Origin of the sequence: Occultella kanbiaonis (assembly GCF_009708215.1) — a bacterium.
Classification (GTDB): domain Bacteria; phylum Actinomycetota; class Actinomycetes; order Actinomycetales; family Beutenbergiaceae; genus Occultella; species Occultella kanbiaonis.
The window spans coordinates 3,751,170-3,768,404 of record NZ_CP046175.1; the positions used below are offsets into that span (position 1 = coordinate 3,751,170).

Annotated in this window: 18 protein-coding genes; 3 read left to right on the forward strand and 15 right to left on the reverse strand. The window is 71.9% G+C overall.

Annotated features, from left to right (window positions below):
* Window positions 1-67 precede the first annotated feature (67 nt).
* Both GKS42_RS17300 and ilvD read right to left on the reverse strand, forming a co-directional pair.
* Window positions 68-742, reverse strand: a complete 675-nt coding sequence (locus GKS42_RS17300; RefSeq protein WP_154794959.1) for a VOC family protein — start codon at window positions 740-742, stop codon at window positions 68-70.
* Between the two features lie 111 nt (window positions 743-853).
* On the reverse strand, window positions 854-2,587 hold the full coding sequence (gene ilvD, locus GKS42_RS17305) for a dihydroxy-acid dehydratase (protein ID WP_154794960.1): 1,734 nt from the start codon (window positions 2,585-2,587) through the stop codon (window positions 854-856).
* Window positions 2,588-2,800: 213 nt separating this feature from the next.
* Here ilvD and GKS42_RS17310 point away from each other — a divergent pair, with 213 nt between their 5' ends.
* From GKS42_RS17310 to GKS42_RS17320, 3 genes are all read left to right on the forward strand, one after another.
* The gene (locus GKS42_RS17310; protein ID WP_232847715.1) at window positions 2,801-3,325 is read left to right on the forward strand and encodes an aromatic ring-opening dioxygenase LigA; all 525 of its coding nucleotides are present in this window, start codon (window positions 2,801-2,803) and stop codon (window positions 3,323-3,325) included.
* Window positions 3,326-3,398: 73 nt separating this feature from the next.
* Window positions 3,399-4,037, forward strand: coding sequence for an alpha/beta hydrolase family protein (locus GKS42_RS17315; RefSeq protein WP_210769207.1), 639 nt, complete (start codon window positions 3,399-3,401; stop codon window positions 4,035-4,037).
* Window positions 4,038-4,169: 132 nt separating this feature from the next.
* Window positions 4,170-4,745, forward strand: a complete 576-nt coding sequence (locus GKS42_RS17320; RefSeq protein WP_154794961.1) for a DoxX family protein — start codon at window positions 4,170-4,172, stop codon at window positions 4,743-4,745.
* 148 nt (window positions 4,746-4,893) lie between these two features.
* Here the strand turns inward: GKS42_RS17320 and GKS42_RS17325 are convergent, their stop codons facing one another.
* The 13 genes from GKS42_RS17325 to GKS42_RS17385 form a co-directional block, all read right to left on the reverse strand.
* Entirely contained in the window at window positions 4,894-5,739 is an 846-nt protein-coding gene (locus tag GKS42_RS17325) for a DUF4097 family beta strand repeat-containing protein (RefSeq protein WP_154794962.1), read from the reverse strand.
* A 46-nt stretch (window positions 5,740-5,785) separates the two neighbouring features.
* Complete coding sequence (locus tag GKS42_RS17330; protein WP_154794963.1) at window positions 5,786-5,932, reverse strand: hypothetical protein; 147 nt, start codon at window positions 5,930-5,932, stop codon at window positions 5,786-5,788.
* Between the two features lie 11 nt (window positions 5,933-5,943).
* Window positions 5,944-6,522, reverse strand: coding sequence for a hypothetical protein (locus GKS42_RS17335; RefSeq protein ID WP_154794964.1), 579 nt, complete (start codon window positions 6,520-6,522; stop codon window positions 5,944-5,946).
* An 88-nt stretch (window positions 6,523-6,610) separates the two neighbouring features.
* Window positions 6,611-7,696, reverse strand: coding sequence for an allantoicase (gene alc / locus GKS42_RS17340; RefSeq protein WP_154794965.1), 1,086 nt, complete (start codon window positions 7,694-7,696; stop codon window positions 6,611-6,613).
* Window positions 7,693-9,042 carry an allantoinase AllB gene (gene allB / locus GKS42_RS17345; protein WP_154794966.1) on the reverse strand — a complete coding sequence of 450 codons (1,350 nt, stop codon included), beginning with the start codon at window positions 9,040-9,042 and terminating at the stop codon, window positions 7,693-7,695. The genes alc and allB overlap by 4 nt, the downstream gene beginning before the upstream one ends.
* Window positions 9,039-10,223, reverse strand: coding sequence for a glycerate kinase (locus tag GKS42_RS17350; RefSeq protein ID WP_154794967.1), 1,185 nt, complete (start codon window positions 10,221-10,223; stop codon window positions 9,039-9,041). Before GKS42_RS17350 ends, allB begins: the two co-directional genes overlap by 4 nt.
* Window positions 10,224-10,227: 4 nt before the next feature.
* Window positions 10,228-12,003 carry a glyoxylate carboligase gene (gene gcl / locus GKS42_RS17355; protein WP_154794968.1) on the reverse strand — a complete coding sequence of 592 codons (1,776 nt, stop codon included), beginning with the start codon at window positions 12,001-12,003 and terminating at the stop codon, window positions 10,228-10,230.
* Window positions 12,004-12,070: 67 nt separating this feature from the next.
* Window positions 12,071-12,949, reverse strand: a complete 879-nt coding sequence (locus GKS42_RS17360) for a 2-hydroxy-3-oxopropionate reductase (RefSeq protein ID WP_154794969.1) — start codon at window positions 12,947-12,949, stop codon at window positions 12,071-12,073.
* 30 nt (window positions 12,950-12,979) lie between these two features.
* Window positions 12,980-13,804 carry a hydroxypyruvate isomerase family protein gene (locus tag GKS42_RS17365; protein WP_154794970.1) on the reverse strand — a complete coding sequence of 275 codons (825 nt, stop codon included), beginning with the start codon at window positions 13,802-13,804 and terminating at the stop codon, window positions 12,980-12,982.
* 138 nt (window positions 13,805-13,942) lie between these two features.
* Complete coding sequence (locus GKS42_RS17370; RefSeq protein WP_154794971.1) at window positions 13,943-14,311, reverse strand: allophanate hydrolase-related protein; 369 nt, start codon at window positions 14,309-14,311, stop codon at window positions 13,943-13,945.
* Between the two features lie 14 nt (window positions 14,312-14,325).
* Window positions 14,326-15,168 (reverse strand): alpha/beta fold hydrolase, encoded by an 843-nt coding sequence (locus GKS42_RS17375; RefSeq protein WP_154794972.1) that lies wholly within the window; start codon window positions 15,166-15,168, stop codon window positions 14,326-14,328.
* A gap of 74 nt (window positions 15,169-15,242) precedes the next feature.
* Window positions 15,243-16,055 (reverse strand): alpha/beta hydrolase, encoded by an 813-nt coding sequence (locus GKS42_RS17380; RefSeq protein ID WP_154794973.1) that lies wholly within the window; start codon window positions 16,053-16,055, stop codon window positions 15,243-15,245.
* Window positions 16,052-17,116, reverse strand: a complete 1,065-nt coding sequence (locus GKS42_RS17385; protein ID WP_174791091.1) for a class I SAM-dependent methyltransferase — start codon at window positions 17,114-17,116, stop codon at window positions 16,052-16,054. The genes GKS42_RS17380 and GKS42_RS17385 overlap by 4 nt, the downstream gene beginning before the upstream one ends.
* Window positions 17,117-17,235: the final 119 nt, after the last annotated feature.

The following is a 17,235-nucleotide window of genomic DNA, read 5'->3' on the forward strand; positions in this document are numbered from 1 at the left end:
TCTCACATATTGGGCCACGAGGCCACATCCTGGACGGCCCGGGGCTCGGTGCACCGGGGCCGGGCCGTCAGTCCCGGGGCCGCCCGAATGCGGTGCACACGCAGGCCTCGTTGCCCTCGGGGTCGGCGAGCACCCAGAACGACGGCGCCGAGTGCGCACTGACCAGCGTTCCGCCGGCGTCCAGGGCGGCCTGCACCCGGGCCTCGGCGGCGTCGAGCGGCACCCACACGTCGATGTGGATCCGGTTGCGCTGGGGGCGCGCGGCATCCATCTGCTGGAACCAGACGGCGGGGTTGCCGTTCACCGGGTCCCCCAGCGCGTCCGCGTCGCCCTCGAACTCGGGCGGCATGTCGTCGTCGTAGCCGAGGACGGCCCGCCAGAACGGCAGCACGGCCGGGATGTCGAGCGCGTCGATCGCGATCTCCTGCACCGAGACCAGCGCCGGCTCCGGGGTCAGGCCGAGCTCGGCCGCGATCGCACTGATCGTGCGGGCCAGGTCGACGTCCAGCTCGGTGAGCCCGTCGGCCGAGTGGGTGGTGAGCACGACCGAGGTCCGGAAGTACCGCAGGTCCAGGTCCGGGTGGTGGTCGGCCGCGTCCGCGGCCGCGCCCACCCGGGTCGCGAACGCGATGCCCTCGGCCAGCGACCCGGTCCGGAAGGTGGCGTGCAACGAGCGGATCAGCACCCGCCAGTCCTCGAGCCCGTCGAGTTCGGAAACGTCCTCAGCCGTCAGGGTGTCCATGCCCCTAGGCTGCCACCGCAACCGGCCACAAGCGAGGGCAGGCGGGTCCTGCTCACCTGGCGGTCCCAGCCGGACGGCGATGCACGCCGCCCGACCGGACCCAAGAGGCGCTCAGGAGAGCACGGCCCCCTGCGACGCCGAGCCGACGAGCTTGGCGTACTTGGCCAGGACACCCCGCTTGAAGGCGTGATCCAGCGGCGCCCAGCCCTCCTTGCGGGCCTCGAGCTCGGCAGGGTCGACGAGCAGGTCGAGCGTCTTGTTGGCCACGTCCAGGCGGATCGGGTCGCCGTCCTGCACGAACGCGATCGGGCCGCCGTCGACCGCTTCGGGAGCCACGTGCCCGACGCACAGCCCGGTGGTGCCGCCGGAGAACCGGCCGTCGGTGAGCAGCAGCACGGTCTTGCCGAGCCCGGCGCCCTTGATGGCACCGGTGATCGCGAGCATCTCGCGCATCCCGGGGCCGCCCTTGGGGCCCTCGTACCGGATCACCACGACGTCGCCGTCGGTGATCGTGCCGTCCTCGAGCGCATCCAGCGCGGCGCGCTCCCGCTCGAACACGCGGGCGGTGCCCTCGAACACGTCGTCGTCGAAGCCCGCGGACTTGACCACGGCGCCGTCCGGGGCGAGCGAGCCGCCGAGGATCGTGATGCCGCCGGTGTGGTGGATCGGGTTGTCCAGGGCGCGCAGGATCTTGCCGTCCGGGTCCGGCGGGTTGATGTCCGCGAGGTTCTCCGCGACGGTCTTGCCGGTCACGGTGAGCGCGTCGCCGTGGATCAGGCCCGCGTCCAGGAGCGCCTTCATGATCACCGGCACGCCGCCGATGCGGTCCACGTCGTACATCACGTAGCGGCCGAACGGCTTGAGGTCACCCAGGTGCGGGACCTTCGCGGCGATCCGGTCGAAGTCCGCGAGCGTCAGGTCCACCTCCGCCTCGTTCGCGATGGCGAGCAGGTGCAGCACCGCGTTGGTGGACCCACCGAACGCCATCACCACGGCGATCGCGTTCTCGAACGCCTTCTTGGTCATGATGTCCCGGGCGGTGATGCCCTTGCGGAGCATCTCCACGACCGCCTCCCCGGAGAGGTGGGCGAAGTTGTCGCGGCGCCGGTCCGCCGACGGCGGCGCGGCCGATCCCGGCAGGGACATGCCCATCGCCTCGGCAACGGACGCCATCGTGTTCGCGGTGTACATGCCACCGCAGGCACCCTCGCCGGGGCAGATGGCCCGCTCGATCCGGTCCAGGTCGCCCTTGCTCATCAGGCCGCGCGAGCACGCGCCGACCGCCTCGAAGGCGTCGATCAGGGTGACGTCCTTCTCGGTGCCGTCCTCGAGCTTGACCCAGCCCGGCATGATCGAGCCGGCGTAGAGGAACACGCTGGCCAGGTCCAGGCGGGCGGCGGCCATCAGCATGCCCGGCAGCGACTTGTCGCAACCGGCCAGCAGCACCGACCCGTCGAGCCGCTCGGCCATCATGACGGCCTCGACCGAGTCCGCGATGATGTCGCGGGAAACCAGTGAGAAGTGCATCCCCTCGTGGCCCATCGAGATGCCGTCGGAGACGGAGATGGTGCCGAACTGCAGCGGGTACCCGCCACCGGCGTGCACGCCCTCCTTCGCGCCCTGGGCGAGCCGGTCCAGGGACAGGTTGCACGGCGTGATCTCGTTCCACGAGCTGGCGATGCCGATCTGGGGCTTGCCCCAGTCGCCGTCACCCATGCCGACGGCGCGCAGCATCCCGCGCGACGCCGTGGCCTCGATGCCGTCGGTGACCTGCCGGCTGCGCGGCTTGATGTCCGGAGTGCTGGGGGTGCTACCCCCGGGTCCTGCGGTGGTGGGAGCAGTCATGCTTCGGATCATAGGACTCCGACGGCAGTGCCGGTGCCGGTGGTCACGTCGCGGACCGCAGCCCTGCCGCTCGGACCGGTTCTCCGCCATGATGTGCGAAGGGTCACACAGCACCGGTTCCGAGCCGGGACCTCCGGCCCGGTTCCTACCCGCAGGTATGCGAAACGATCAGGTCATCCGATCCACCAGCAGCTCACACCGAGGGGAACCGACATGAGCACCGACAGCACCGACAGCACCACGAGCACCGCCACCACCACAAGCAGCGCCGGCGCCCCCGCCGGGGCTGCGAAGTTCGCCAGGCTCACCGGACTGATCCTGCTCATCGCAGGCATCGTGTTCGTCCTCGCCGGGGGCACCACCTGGGGCGTCGTGACCTCGCAACTGAAGGCAGAGGAGATCACGATCTCCGACGACGCCCGCTGGTTCGCCGGACAGCAGGTGGGCGGGCCGTTCACCGCGTACTCGCAGGCGGACGTCATCAACACCCACGCCCTCCACGCCACCGACGGTCGCACCTACGCCGAGCTGGGCGAGGACATGGCTCAGGTCGAGGAGGGCAGCGCCGAGTACGAGGAGCTGGCCGCCCAGCGCGCCACCGTCATGAACGCCTCGTTCCTGCGGGCCTCGCTGTTCACCTCGGTGGTCGCGTATGGCGTCGCGGCCCTGGTCGTCGGCCTGGGCGTGCTGCTCGGTTTCGCCGGCGTCGCGTTCCGCAAGCTCGGCGCCACCGCCTGAGTGACCGGGCCCTTAGCGGGCGCCGCGCGAACTCGCGCGGCGCCCGTTCGCGTGTGCTGGCTACGATCTCCTCGTGGCCGCCAACCCCGATCCGATCGAACTCGTGACCAGCCACGGCCCGGCTCGGGTCCACCCACGACCGGCCGACGGCACGGCCCGGATCGGTGCCCTGCTGCTCGGCCATGGCGCCGGCGGCGGGGTCGGCGCCCCGGATCTGCTCGCGGCCACCTCCGCGGCCCGGACCGCCGGCTTGGACGTGTACCTCGTCGAGCAGCCGTACCGGGTCGCCGGACGTCGCGCGCCGGCCCCGGCTCGCCAGCTCGACACGGCATGGCTCGAGGTGCTCGCACACCTGCGTGCCCACGTCCTGGGCGACGCCCCGGTGGTGGTCGGCGGCCGGTCCTCCGGCGCCCGGGTCGCGTGCCGAACGGCGTCCGACGGCGGAGCCCGGGGTGTCCTGTGTCTCGCCTTCCCGCTGCATCCGCCGGGCCGCGCCGCGGACCCGAGCAAGTCCCGGCTGCCCGAACTGGAGGCCGTCACCGTGCCGGTGCTGATCGTCCAGGGCGAGCGGGACCCGTTCGGGATGCCACCGGCCGGCCCTGGCCGCACGATCGTGACCCAGCCCGGCGACCACTCGCTCAAGGGCGACCCACCCGGCCTGCGCGCCGCCGTCGGGCAGTGGCTCACGCACCTCCTGGCGATCGGGACCTAAGCCCCACCAGCCGCGGAATCCCGCGGAAGAAGTGGGGACATTCGCCCCAGGAACACCCGGCCAACGGCCGGAAGGATTACTCATGAACGGTCCACCAGATGAGGACCACGTCCCTAAGAGGGGAACGAAATCATGAGCAAGACCATCGCACCCGCGGCCCCGGTCCACGAGGCTCGCACCCAGGAGGACATCGTCACCCGTCCGGGTGTGCGCAAGGTCCTCGCCGTGAGCCGCATCGTCATCGGGTTCACATTCCTGTGGGCCTTCCTGGACAAGCTGTTCGGGCTGAACTTCTCGACACCGCCCGCGAACTCCTGGCTCAACGGCGGCACCCCGGCCCAGGGCTTCATCGGCGGCATCGAGGGCCCGTTCGCCGGCTTCTTCGGCCTCTTCGCAAACCCGTTCGGCGACTTTCTGTTCATGTTCGGCCTGCTCGGCATCGGGGTCGCCATGATCGGTGGCGCCGGCCTGCGGATCGCGGCGATCGGCGGCACGCTCCTCATGCTGTTCATGTTCCTGGCCGAGTTCCCGACCGCCACCACGATGGTCGACGGCGAGCTGATCCGCGGCGCCACCAACCCCATCGTCGACTCGCACTGGCACGAGGCACTGCTGCTGATCATCGCCGCCGTCACGCTGGCCGGCGACACCTGGGGCCTGGGCAAGTGGTGGTCCGCCAAGATCGGCAAGCACACCTGGCTCCGGTGACTGAGCCGGACCCATACCTGAGGGGAACGGACCACAACTGAATACGGAGCCCCCGGCTCCCCAGTACTGCGGGCCCGCACCTATCCCCTCGGGTGCGGGCCCGCAACCATGTCCGGGCAGGCGGCCACGCCAATCGGGTGGCCGAGGCTCAGGCGCGGCGGACCAGCACGTCCCCGCTGACCGTCCGCAGCCGCAGCACCACGGCACCGCCACCCTCGCCGTCGGGCCCGTCGCCCGGCGTGAGTTCGCTGCGGACGCTGCCGGAGATCGAGCTGCAGTCGAGCATCGCGGCGGTGCCGAGCGGGATCCCCACGACGACGTCGCCGGACGCGGTCTTCGCCGTGATCTCCCCATCGGCGGCACGGCGGACGATGAGGTCGCCCGAGCCGGTGCGCAGACCGACACGGCCGGCGACCTCCTTGATCACGATGTCACCGGAGCCGGTCGCGGCGTCGACGTCCCGACCGGAGTCGACCCCGACGTCACCGGACCCGGTGCGGACCTCGAGGCTGCCGGCGGTACCGACGTGCACGTCACCGGAGCCACTGACGAGGTGGCCCGTGCCGACGCTGCCGATGCTGACGTCTCCGGAGCCGGACGTGCCGTCCAGGTCCTCGGCGCTGCGGATCTCGACGTCGCCGGAGCCCGACTTGACCCGGACACGCCCGAGCTGGCCGCTGGCGAGCACGTCACCGGATCCGGTCTCGACATCCAGGTCGGACCCAGTGGGCACGTCGACCTCGATGCGCAGCCGCGCGGATCCTCCGAACAGCCGAGTCCGCGTCGAGGGCACCTCGATGCGGAGGTCACCACCCTCGAAGGTGACGCGCGTGGCCTCGGCGATCGCTGCGCCGTCGGACCCCCGGACGATCAGCCGCACGCGGGCCATGCCCGGGACGTCGGCGGGGTCCGCGGCGGCCAGGATCAGATCGCTGGCGCGCAGCTTGGCGTGCACCCGGACGGGGCCGGTGACGGGGAACTCGTAGTCGGTCATCGCCGATCCTGCTCTCTTGGCTCTCTCTGGACGAGGGGTGGTCTGGTTACAGGTTGTCGGCCGGGCGGGGCCGGGTCGCGCTGTTGCGGGTCCCGGTGCGCGGACGACGGCGGCGGTTCAGCCGGGCGAAGTCCTCCTGGATGGGTCCACCCATCCGGGTGGCGGCGATGGCGGCGTAGGCGTTGTCGAACATGTCGGGGCCTCTCAACGGACCCAGCCGGTCATGCGGCGACCGGTCTGGGTGAAGTTCTGGGTGGGCTGATCCTGCGCCGGTGCGGCGAGGACCTTCTGGATGGTGCGGACCAACCAGGAGTTGACGCTCAGGCCCTCGGTCGAGGCGGCGTCGTCGACGCGTGTCTTCAGTCCCTCGGGCAGCCGCAGCGAGATGCGGGTGGTTGACCCGTCCTCGTCGGCCTCGGGCATCGGTGGCACGGGCGGGGCGGGCGGGGCCGGCCGGCCGGCCGGGCCGGAGGCCCACGGCATCGCGCCCGGGCCGTTCGGGGAGCCGAAGGCAACGGTGGGTTCGGAGTCGGCGCCGCGGGGGCGCTGCTCGACGACGATCTCCGGGGCGCCGCCGCGCAGGCGGACCTCGACGACATCGCCGTCGAGCCGGAGGGTGACGTCGGCGGCGACGTCGGACGCGAGCTCCATGAGGCTCAGGCGCAGGGCCGGTTCGAGGGTCTGGGAGAGCCGCTCGGCGGCCTCCTGGACCTCGGGCGAGGAGGCGCGCGTCGCGTTGGCGAGTGCCTGCTGCAGCGAGGACAGGTAGGGGTTCAGGTCCATGACGCCATCATGACATCATGATGGCGTCATGCGCAACCTCAAACTGACGTCAGTTTGAATCAAAGTGACGTCGAACTGACACAGGCGACTACGGTCGGGTCGCGTCGTAGCGGGCGCGAGCGCGCGTGAGGTCCTCCTCGGACAGCTCGCCCCAGGCCCGGAGCCGGCTCAGTCCGCCGTCCGGGTAGACGTCCAGGCGCAGGTGCGTGGCGGGCACGCTCGCGTCGACGAGGAACCGGTGCCGGGTGTCGGCCTGCACGGCCACCTTGGCGAGGATGTCGGTCCACTGGCCGCCCTCGCCGTCGGGAGTGGTGTCCAGGTCCGCCGTCGACTGGGCCAGGTCGGCGACGCTGAGCCGGACCCAACCGGGCGCGTTGCCGACGTAGTAGCTCGTGTCCACCTCGACGTGGGCGATGGTGCCGCGCTGCGCCAGACTGAAGATGGCGTAGTCGTTGCCGGGGCCGCGGCGGCGGGCGTTCTCCCACCCCTCCCCCATGTTCCGGGCGCGTCCGGGCAGGATGATCGCCGCCGGCGAGGAGTAGAACGCGTCCGAGGCGTAGGCGAGGCTGCCGCCGTTCTCGGCCGCGGCCAGGTCGATGGTGCCGGTCAGGAAGTCCGGGTCCGGCACGGCCTCCCCGTGCACGCGGAACCGGGCCACCCCGCCGTCGGGGTAGATGGACAGCCGCACGTGCGTCCAGCGCCGGTCGGAGTCCACGGCGTAGTGGTTCGCGGTGTCCCCGAGCGCGTCGCTGCGCGGCACCAGCGTGTGCCAGTCCGCCTCGAGCAGGTCGGCGACGCTCGGGTAGCCGTCCACGGCGAGCGCCTCCACCGAGACGAACGGCGGATAGTTGCCGCGGAACCACGCGGTGTCCACGACCACGCCGTGCACCACGCCGGGCACGCCGAGGCGCACGATCGCCCAGTCGTTGCCCTCGTCGCGACGACGGCGGGTCTCCCAGCCGTCATAGACCTTGCCCTTGTGGCCGAAGTCGGCGGGGTCGAAGGCGGGGCGGTGCGCGCTGATCAGGTTCTCCCGCTGGGCGAACAGCTCGTCGTTGGCGGCCACGACCGACCCGGCGAGCGCGCGGGAGGCGAGGTCGGGGTAGCTGAGGAAGTCGGGGACCGAGTCCTCGTTCTCCGTTCCGGTACCTCCGGGGGCTGCGTGGGTGTTCATGCGTGTCCTCTCCGGAGCAGCGCTCCTCGTGGTGTGTGGAAGTCCACCTCGACGCCGCGGAGCAGGGTGGTCCGTACCACTCCCTGCAGGGTCCGGCCGGCGTAGGCGGTGATGGGGTTCTTGTGGTGGAGTGCGGCCGGGTCGACGACGAACGTCTGCTCCGGCGCGAACACGGCGAGGTCGGCGTCGGCCCCGACGGCGATCGCGCCCTTGCGCTGCAGGCCGGCCACCCGAGCGGGGCCGGCCGACATCCAGCCGACCACCCGGTCCAGGTCGATGCCGCGCGCCTGGGCCGCCGTCCACATGATCGGCAGCCCGAGCTGCAGGGAGGCGACGCCGCCCCACGCCTGCCCGAAGTCGCCGGTGTCGAGCGCCTTGAGGTCGACGGTGGACGGCGAGTGGTCGGAGACCACCGCGTCGATGGTGCCGTCCGTGAGCGCCTCCCAGAGCCGGTCGGCGTTCGCACCCTCCCGGATCGGTGGGCAGCACTTGAACGTGGTGGCGCCGGCCGGGACGTCCTCGGCGGTGAGGGTGAGGTAGTGCGGGCAGGTCTCGACCGTGATCCGGACGCCGTCGCGGCGGGCGCTGACGATCATCGGCAGGGCGTCGGAGGAGCTCAGGTGCAGGATGTGCACCCGCGCCCCGGTCCAGCGAGCGCGTTCGATGACGACCGCGATCGCGAGGTTCTCCGCGCCGCGCGGCCGGGACGCCAGGAAGTCGGCGTAGCCGGGGCCGTGGGCGGGCGTGGCGTGGTCGATCGCGCCGGCGTCCTCGGCGTGCACGATCATCTGTGCGTCGAACCGGGTCAGTTCGCGCAGGTCCAGCTCCAGCTCGTCGGCGTCGAGCGGACCGAACTCGTCGACGCCGGACGGCAGCAGGAAGCACTTGAACCCGAACACGCCCGCCTCGTGCAGGGGTGCGAGGTTCGGTGTGCTGCCCGGCACGGCGCCGCCCCAGAAGCCGACGTCCACGAACCGCTTGCCCTCGCTCGCGGCGATCTTCGCCGCCAGGGCCGGCACGTCGACCGTGGGCGGGATCGAGTTCAGCGGCATGTCGATGACCGTGGTCACGCCGCCGGCCGCGGCTGCCCGGGTGGCGCTGGCGAAGCCCTCCCAGTCGGTGCGACCGGGCTCGTTGATGTGCACGTGGGAGTCCACGAGCCCGGGCAGCAGCACCTCGTCGGCGGCGAGGGTGCGCACCCGCGCGCCGGCGAGTCCGGCGCCCAGGGGTGCGATGGTCGCGATCGCGCCGTCGCGGATCCCGATCTCGACGGCGGCGCTGCCGTCGGGCGTGATGGCTCGCTCGGCCCGGATCACCAGGTCGTGGCCGGGCTGCTGCGGCGTCACCTGGGCTGCCCGCCGATCAGGTGGTTCCTGCCGAGGATCTCGCTGACGTCCTCCAGCAGCGCCCCGGCCCGGGCGAGGCAGGTGGCCACGTCCGGTTCGATCGAGGTGAGCGGGTAGACGGCGAGGATGCCGTTCTCGCGCAGCCGCTCCGTGGTCAGCGTGGTCCGCCCGGCGACGGCGACGGTCGGCACCCCGGCGGTACTCGCGGCCGCCGCGACGCCGACCGGGGTCTTGCCGAACATGCTCTGTTCGTCGAGGGACCCCTCCCCCGTGATCACGAGGTCGGCGCCGGCCACTCTGGCGTCGAAGCCGATCAGGTCGAGGACCACCTCGACCCCCGGCCGCCGGGTCGCGCCGAGCAGGGCCAGTGCGGCGAAGCCGAGCCCTCCGGCCGCACCGGCGCCAGGGCCGACGGCGACCTCGGCGGCGCGTGCGAACCCGGCCTCGCCGAGGGCCTCGACCCAGCGCGCCAGCCCGGCGTCCAGGTCCGCGATCGCGGTGGCGTCGGCGCCCTTCTGGGCCCCGTAGACGGCGGCCGCACCGTCCGGACCGAGCAGCGGGTTGTCCACGTCCGAGGCGAGGACCACCTCGGTCTCCGCGAGCCGGGGGTCGAGCCCGGACGCATCCACCGCGACCAACCGGCGCAACGCATCCCCGCCCGGGCCGAGTTCGCCGTCGGGGCCGGTCAGCCGCAGCCCGAGCGCCTGGGCGAGCCCGGCGCCGCCGTCGGTGGAGGCGCTACCGCCGACGCCGAGGACGATCCGGTGCGCACCGTGGTCGAGCGCGTGCGACACGAGCTCGCCGGTGCCGTAGGTACCGGACCGGCGTGCCGCGTCGTCGTCCGCGGCCGTGAACGCGAGCCCGGACGCGGCGGCCATCTCGATGACCGCCACCCCATCGCGGGCGGCGTACGTGGCCCGGACCGGCCCGCCGAGCGGGCCGGTCACGTCCACCTCGACCGGTGCGAAGCCGGAGGCGACGGCCGCTGCCACGGTGCCCTCACCGCCGTCGGCCACGGGCAGTTCGTCGATCTCCAGCGCCACCACCGCGCCCTCGGTGACGAGACGGCGCAGGCCCGCGGCGACATGCGCGGCGACCTCCGTGGCCTCGAGGGAACCCTTGAACTTGTCCGGTGCGATGAGGATCCGTGTCGGCGCTGGGGGCTGAGTGGCGTGTGTCATGCCCCTAGTCCAGCAGGGCGACGGCGGTCGGCGCATCCTCCGCCGAGATGGCAAGCGATTCGAATTCGACCACATCGTCGATCTTGACACCCATCGCGATGTTCGTGATCCGTTCCAGGATCACCTCCACCACGACCGGCACCCGGAACTCGGCGGCCATCGCGCTCGCCTTGGCGAAGGCGTCACCGAGGTCGTCGGGCCGGCGCACCCGGATCGCCTTGCAGCCCAGTGCCTCCGCGGCCTTCACGTGGTCCACGCCGTAGCCCTCGAGTTCCGGGGAGTTGATGTTGTCGAACGCGAGCTGCACCTGGTAGTCCATGTCGAACGCCCGCTGGGACTGACGGATCAGGCCGAGGTAGGAGTTGTTCACGACCACGTGCACGTAGCCGATGTTGAACTGGGCGCCCACGGCGAGCTCCTCGAGCATGAACTGGAAGTCGTAGTCGCCGGACAGCGCGACCACGGTCTCCTCGGGCACCGCTCTGGCCACGCCCAGCGCGGCCGGACCGGTCCAGCCGAGCGGACCCGCCTGACCGGCGTTGATCCAGTGCCTGGAGCCGTACACGTGCAGGAATTGGGCGCCGGCGATCTGGGACAGGCCGATCGTGGTCACGTAGCGCACGTCCCGCCCGAAGGCCCTGTTCATCTCCTCGTAGACCCGCTGGGGCTTGATCGGCACGTCATCGAAGTGCGTCTTGCGCTGCATGGTGCGTTTGCGCTCGGCACACTCGGCGGCCCAGCCGGAGTAGTCCGGCACTGCCTCTGCGGCCCTGCGCTCGCGGGCGACCTCGAGAAACAGCTCGATGGCCGCGCCGGCGTCGGAGGCGATGCCGTAGTCGGGGGCGAACACCCGCCCGATCTGGGTCGGCTCGATGTCCACATGGATGAACGTGCGGCCGCGGGTGTACGTGGACAGCTCACCGGTGTGCCGGTTCGCCCAGCGGTTGCCGATGCCGAACACCAGGTCCGAGGCGAGCAGGTTCGCGTTGCCGTACCGGTGCGCGGTCTGCAGCCCGGCCATGCCGACCATCAGTGGGTGGTCGTCGGCGATCGCACCCCAGCCCATCAGGGTGGGGATCACCGGCACGCCGAGGGTCTCGGCCAGTTCGACCAGGCCCGCCTCGGCACCCGCGTTGACGATTCCGCCACCGGCGATGAACACCGGACGCTCGGCGGCCAGGAGCATGTCGATGGCCTTCTCGGCCTGGGCCCGGGTGGCCGCGGTGCGGTGCACCGGGAGCGGGGTGTAGGAGTCCGGGTCGAACTCGATCTCGGTCATCTGCACGTCGACGGGCAGATCGATCAGCACGGGGCCGGGCCGGCCGGAGCGCATCAGGTGGAACGCCTGCGCGAACACGGCGGGCACCTGCCCGGCCTCGAGCACGGTCTTGGCCATCTTCGTCACCGGGGCGGCGATGCTGGCGATGTCGACGGCCTGGAAGTCCTCCTTGTCCAGCTTCGCCACCGGCGCCTGGCCGGTGAGGCACAGGATCGGGACGGAGTCGGCCCAGGCGGCGTACAGACCGGTGATCATGTCCGTTCCGGCCGGGCCGGAGGTGCCGACGCACAGGCCGATGTTGCCGGCCTTCGCGCGGGTGTAGCCGTCGGCCATGTGCGAGGCGCCCTCGACGTGGCGGGCGAGGACGTGGTGGATGCCGCCGTGCGCCTTCATGGCGGAGTAGAACGGGTTGATGGCGGCACCGGGCACGCCGAACGCCTGCGTCACGCCTTCCTTCTCGAGGATGGCCACGGCGGCGTCCACTGCTCTCATGCGAGGCATGGTTCGCTCCTTCGGGTCTGGGGTGGTGCTGGGGGTGTGCGGGGCGGGCGTCGGTGCCCGTGGGGTGTCACTCGGTGCCGGAGAGGCGCCGCACGCCTCGGAACAGCCCGGAGTGGTCGAGGGAGCCGTCCCCGTTGGCGCGGGCGGAGGCCATCAGTTGGCCGACCAGGGAGCCGAGCGGGATCACCACGCCGGCCTCGCGGGCCGCGGAGGTGACGATGCCGAGGTCCTTGTGGTGCAGGTCGATGCGGAACCCGGGGGCGAACTCGCGCCCCAGCATCTTGGCGGCCTTCTGGTTCAGCACGGTGGACCCGGCGAGCCCGCCGCCGAGTACCTCGACGGCCGCCTCGGTGTCCACGCCGTAGGCCTCGAGGAACACGATCGCCTCGGCGAGGGCCTGGATGTTCGCGGCGACGATCAGCTGGTTCGCGGCCTTGACGGTCTGCCCGGAGCCGCTCGGCCCGACCAGGACGACGGTCCTGCCGACGGCGTCGAAGACCTCGGCGGCGGCGTCGAAGTCCTCCCGGGCGCCGCCGACCATGATGGACAGGGCGGCGTTGATCGCACCGGCCTCGCCACCCGAGACGGGTGCGTCCAGGATCCGGAAGCCCTTCTCCTTGGCCGCTGCGGCCAGCTCGACCGTGACATCGGGGCGGATCGAGGAGAAGTCGATGATCAGGGTGCCCGGCCGGGCGTTCGCGAACACGCCGTCGTCGGCTGTGAGCACCTGCGCCACGTCCGGGGAGTCGGGGACCATGATGGCGACGACGTCGGCTCCGGCGACCGCCTCCGCGATGCTCGCGGCCGCGGTGCCGCCCGCCTCGACGAGGGGCCGGGCCTTCTCCGGCGAGCGGTTGTAGCCGATCACGGTGTGCCCGGCGTTGGCCAGGTGGACGGCCATCGGCGAGCCCATGATGCCGAGTCCGATGAATGCGATGGTGCTCATGGCTTCGGTGCCTCTCGTTGGTCGATGGGTTCAGTTCGCGGCGCGGTCGGCCGGCGCCAGCCACCCGAACGGGTCGGTCGCGGCGGACTTGTACTCGAGGCCGAACCAGCCGTCGTAGCCGCCGGCGAGCAGGTCCGCGGTCCAGTCCCCGATCGGCAGCTCACCGGTCCCGGGCCGGTCCCGGCCGGGGGCGTCGGCGATCTGGACGTGGGCGATGCGGTCACGGTGGGCGGCGATCGCGGCGGGTACGTCGTCGCCGTTGACGGCGAGGTGGTAGACGTCGAGCAGCAGGCCGAGGTTGGTCGCGCCGTGCTCGCCGGCCACCCGGTCGATCACGCCGACCGCGTCCGCGGCGGTGAGCAGCGGGTAGCGAGGCGCGCCACTGACCGGCTCGACGAGCACGGTGCCGCCGATACGCCCGACGGCGGCGGCTGCGGCGGCCAGGTTGGCGGCGCCGAGGTCGTCCTGCTCGGTCTGGGCGACGCCCTCGATCCGGTTGCCGTAGAGGGCGTTGAAGGCGCGGCACCCGGTGGCCTCCCCGATCCGGGTGACGACGTCCAGGTTGGCGGTGAAGTCGTCGGAGCGCTCGGGCCAGGACACCAGCCCACGGTCCCCGCCCGGCATGTCCCCGGCGTTGAAGTTCAGTCCCGTCAGTTGCACCCCTGCCGCGGCGAGCGCGCTCACGAACGCGTCGATCTCGTCCGTAGACGGCGTGGACGTCGGGAACGGCCACCAGTACTCGACGGCGTCGAAGCCGGCCGTCCGTGCGGCAGCCGGCCGCTCGAGCAGGGGGAGGTCGGTGAGCAGGATCGAACAGTTCACGGTGTAGCGGGGCGCGGCGCCTGCGGCGGTCATCCGGACTCACTCCTTCGTTCAGGTTTTTCCGTATAGCGGAAGTTGTTTTCCTATTGATGAAAGAATAGGAGAGATCACGGGGTCCGTCAAGGGACCGAGCCGGCTCCGCCGCTCCCGTGAAAGCCCCGTGGCGGCCGCTCAGGCTGAGCGGTACGCCCGCCAGCCGCCGGCGGCCGAGATGTCCGCGTGCCGGCCGGAGGCGACCTCCTCGGGTCGCAGCACCATGGACAGCACGGCGCGGCCATCCTCCAGGCGGATCACGCCGAGCTCCAGCTCGGGCGGCTCATCGGGCAGGAACCGCTCCGCCAGCACCACCAGCGGCACGTCGTAGAGCTCACCGACGATTGCGGCGGTCCCTCCCGGGGCGATGCCGGGGAACTCGTCGCGGACGGAGAAGAACCGGTACCCGGGCGCCGTTCGCACCGGCCCGAGGAACGGGTGCCCCGCGATGTTGTGGTGCACGCCGCCGCCGCGCATGCCCTCACCGTTGACGAACAGTTCAGTCATGCCTGTACACGCTGTCACGGGTGGGCGGGAGAAGCCAGGTCCGGACCCGGACCGGCGTGCCGTCGGAGCCCGCCCAGGAACGCCTCCAGCTCGGCGGTGAACCGTTCGGGGGCTTCGATGCAGCTGACGTGTCCGACGCCGGGAAGGATCACCAGGCGCGATCCGGGGATCGCGGCGCAGAGGGCGTCGGCGACGAACCCCGGTGCCCGGACGTCGGCCGCGCCGTGCAGCACGACCGTGGGCACGTCGATCAGGGGCAGGACGTCACGCAGGTCCGCCTCAGCCGAGGACCGCGCCATCGCTCGGAACCCGCCGGGACGGAAGGATGCGGCGATGTTGTCGCGAACCTCGGCGACCAGGTCCGTCGGGACGTCCGGCGAGAACATGCTCGGCACCATGGTCGATGCGAACTCCGGGGCCGGCAGCAGCGACGCCGCAAGGCAGGTCTGCAACCGCTGCGCGACGGTGGCAGCCGGCAGCGATCCCGTCCAGCCTGCGTAGGCACCGGCGAGGAAGAGTCCCCGCACCTGGGCACCACGATGCCGCCAGTACTCGAGAGCCAGGGCGCCACCGAAGGACAGCCCGACGAGGACGGGCTGCTCGAGTCCGAGCGCGGAGATCAGCCCGGCGAGGCTGGTCGCGTAGTCCGGCAGCCGGAACGACTCGGGCACGTCCGAGGATCCACCGGACCCTGGCGGGTCCCAGGAAACGACCGTGTAGGAGCCCGACAGGGCGTCGATCTGGTGGTGCCAGGTCCCTGCCCCGTCGCCGACGAACCCACCCAGGAGGACGATCGGCCGGCCGCGGCCTGCCCTCGTGAAGGCGATCCGGATCCCATCGACGTCGACGGCGTCCACCGATCCATGATCCCACCCGCCGGGCCGGGACGGAATGGCGTCGAACAGACGACCGGGACGCCCTCGGCGCGGCATCACGACTCCCGCCCACCGTGGTGTCCGGCCGTCTCCGTGGCCGTGGTGCGGACCCAGGCATCGATGCGGTGCGCCACGTCGGGCCATCCGCCGTCGAGCATCAGGTCATGACCCGAACCTTCGACGACCACGGCTCGGGTGCCGTACGTACGCGCCGTCCGTTCCATCTCCGCCAGGGTGAAGAACCGGTCCTCCTCGGCCGCCAGTACGAGCACCGGTGCCCGGACCCGGTCCGGTCGGGGCCGCACCACGATCGTCTGCAGGAAGGCCAGGTAGGACTCGTCCCGGAGCCGAATCCAGGTGTCATGGACGACCCACGGGTCGGTCCGGGCCGTGAAGAAGAGATCGCGCACCAGGGCGTGGGTGCGGACGAACGGCCGCATCCGCAGGGTCATGGTGGCGCGCAGGAGAGCGGTCGGGTGCCGCAGTGCCAGGCGGCCGACGGCGGGCAACGTGCCGCGGGCCGGTGTCGGCGCCAACAGCACCAGCCCCGCCACCCGCTCGTTCTCCAGGAGCCTCTGCGCGACGAGGCCACCCAACGAGTGCCCGACGACGACCAGCGGCGGCCGACACCCGGCCGCCGCATCCCGGACGTCCTCGACGTAGTCGTCGATGCGGTGCCAGATCCGCCCGGTCCGCCCGTCGTGACCGCGCAGCTCGACGGTGCGGACGTCGTTGCCGAGGTCGCCGAGCCGCTCGGCCATGTCCTCCCAGCACCATGGTCCGTGCCAGGCGCCGTGCACGAGCAGGATCGTCGCTCCGGTGGTGACACCGGTCGGCGCCGTGAACCCGGTGGCAGGATCGGTGGTCACGGCCGCGCCTCGTACACGATGTTGAACGGGGTCTCGGTGACCCGCCGGAACCGGCCGAAGCCGGCCTCTTCGATGATCCGGGCGATCGGCTGCTCGCCGGCCTGGTTGCCGAGCGCATCCGACGCGCCCTCGGAGATGGCGTGCGGGACGCACAGGAAGATCGAGAGCGAGTAGTAGAGCCGGCCGACCGGCGTCAGGTTGTCCGCGACGACGTCGCCCGCGTACGGCTCGACGATCAGCCACACGCCGTCCGCGGCCAGCGTGCTGCGGATGTGCCGGGCGGCCCCGACCGGGTCGCCCATGTCGTGCAGGCAGTCGAACGTCGTCACGAGCCCGAGTCCGCCTCCCGTGAAGTCGGCCGCGGCGGCGACGGCGAACTCGACCTTGTCGCCGAGCCCTGCCTGCGCCGTCAGCTTCCTGGCCAGCTCGATGGAGCCCGAGTCGTTGTCGTACCCGATCACGGTGGAGGCCGGGTAGGTCTCGGCGAGGATCCGCGTCGACGACCCGAGCCCGCAGCCGACGTCGGCCACCGTGATGCCGCCGTCCAGCCGCTCGACGAGCCCGTCCACGGCGGGCAGCCAGCTGCTGACCAGGTTCGCGACATAGCCGGGCCGGAAGAAACGCTCGCAGCCCACCGCGACGTCGTCGCCGTGCTCGCCCCAGGCGAAGCCGCGCCCGCTGTGGAATCGGTCGATGATCGCGTCCCGGTCGTCGAAACACGCGAGAGCCATCTGGAACGCGCCGGGCAGCACGAGCCCGTCCGGGTCGGCGAAGGCGAGCGCCTGTGCCGGGGTCATCCAGTACTGGTCGGTGTCCGGCCGGTAGCTCACCAGCTTTCCGGCTGCCTGCCCGCGCAGCCACTCGCGCACGTACCGCTCCACCGTGCCGGTGTACTCGGCGAGCTCGACGGCGGTGAGCGGGCCGGCCTCGGCCAGCGCGCGATACAGGCCGAGCCGGTCACCGATCACGATGTTGCCGGCGGCGCCCGTGGCCCCCAGGTCGGTGACGAAGCGGCCGAGGAGTTCGTTCAACTCGGTCTCGTCGATCGTGGTGTTCGTCATTGGTCCCTCTCCTGACCCGGCCGAGCCCGGTGCTCGGGCCGTGTCGCTCAGCGTGACCCGGCGACCCTGGCCGGAGGTTGGCGCAGTGTTGGCGGAACCTTGGCGGCCGCACGCGGGCA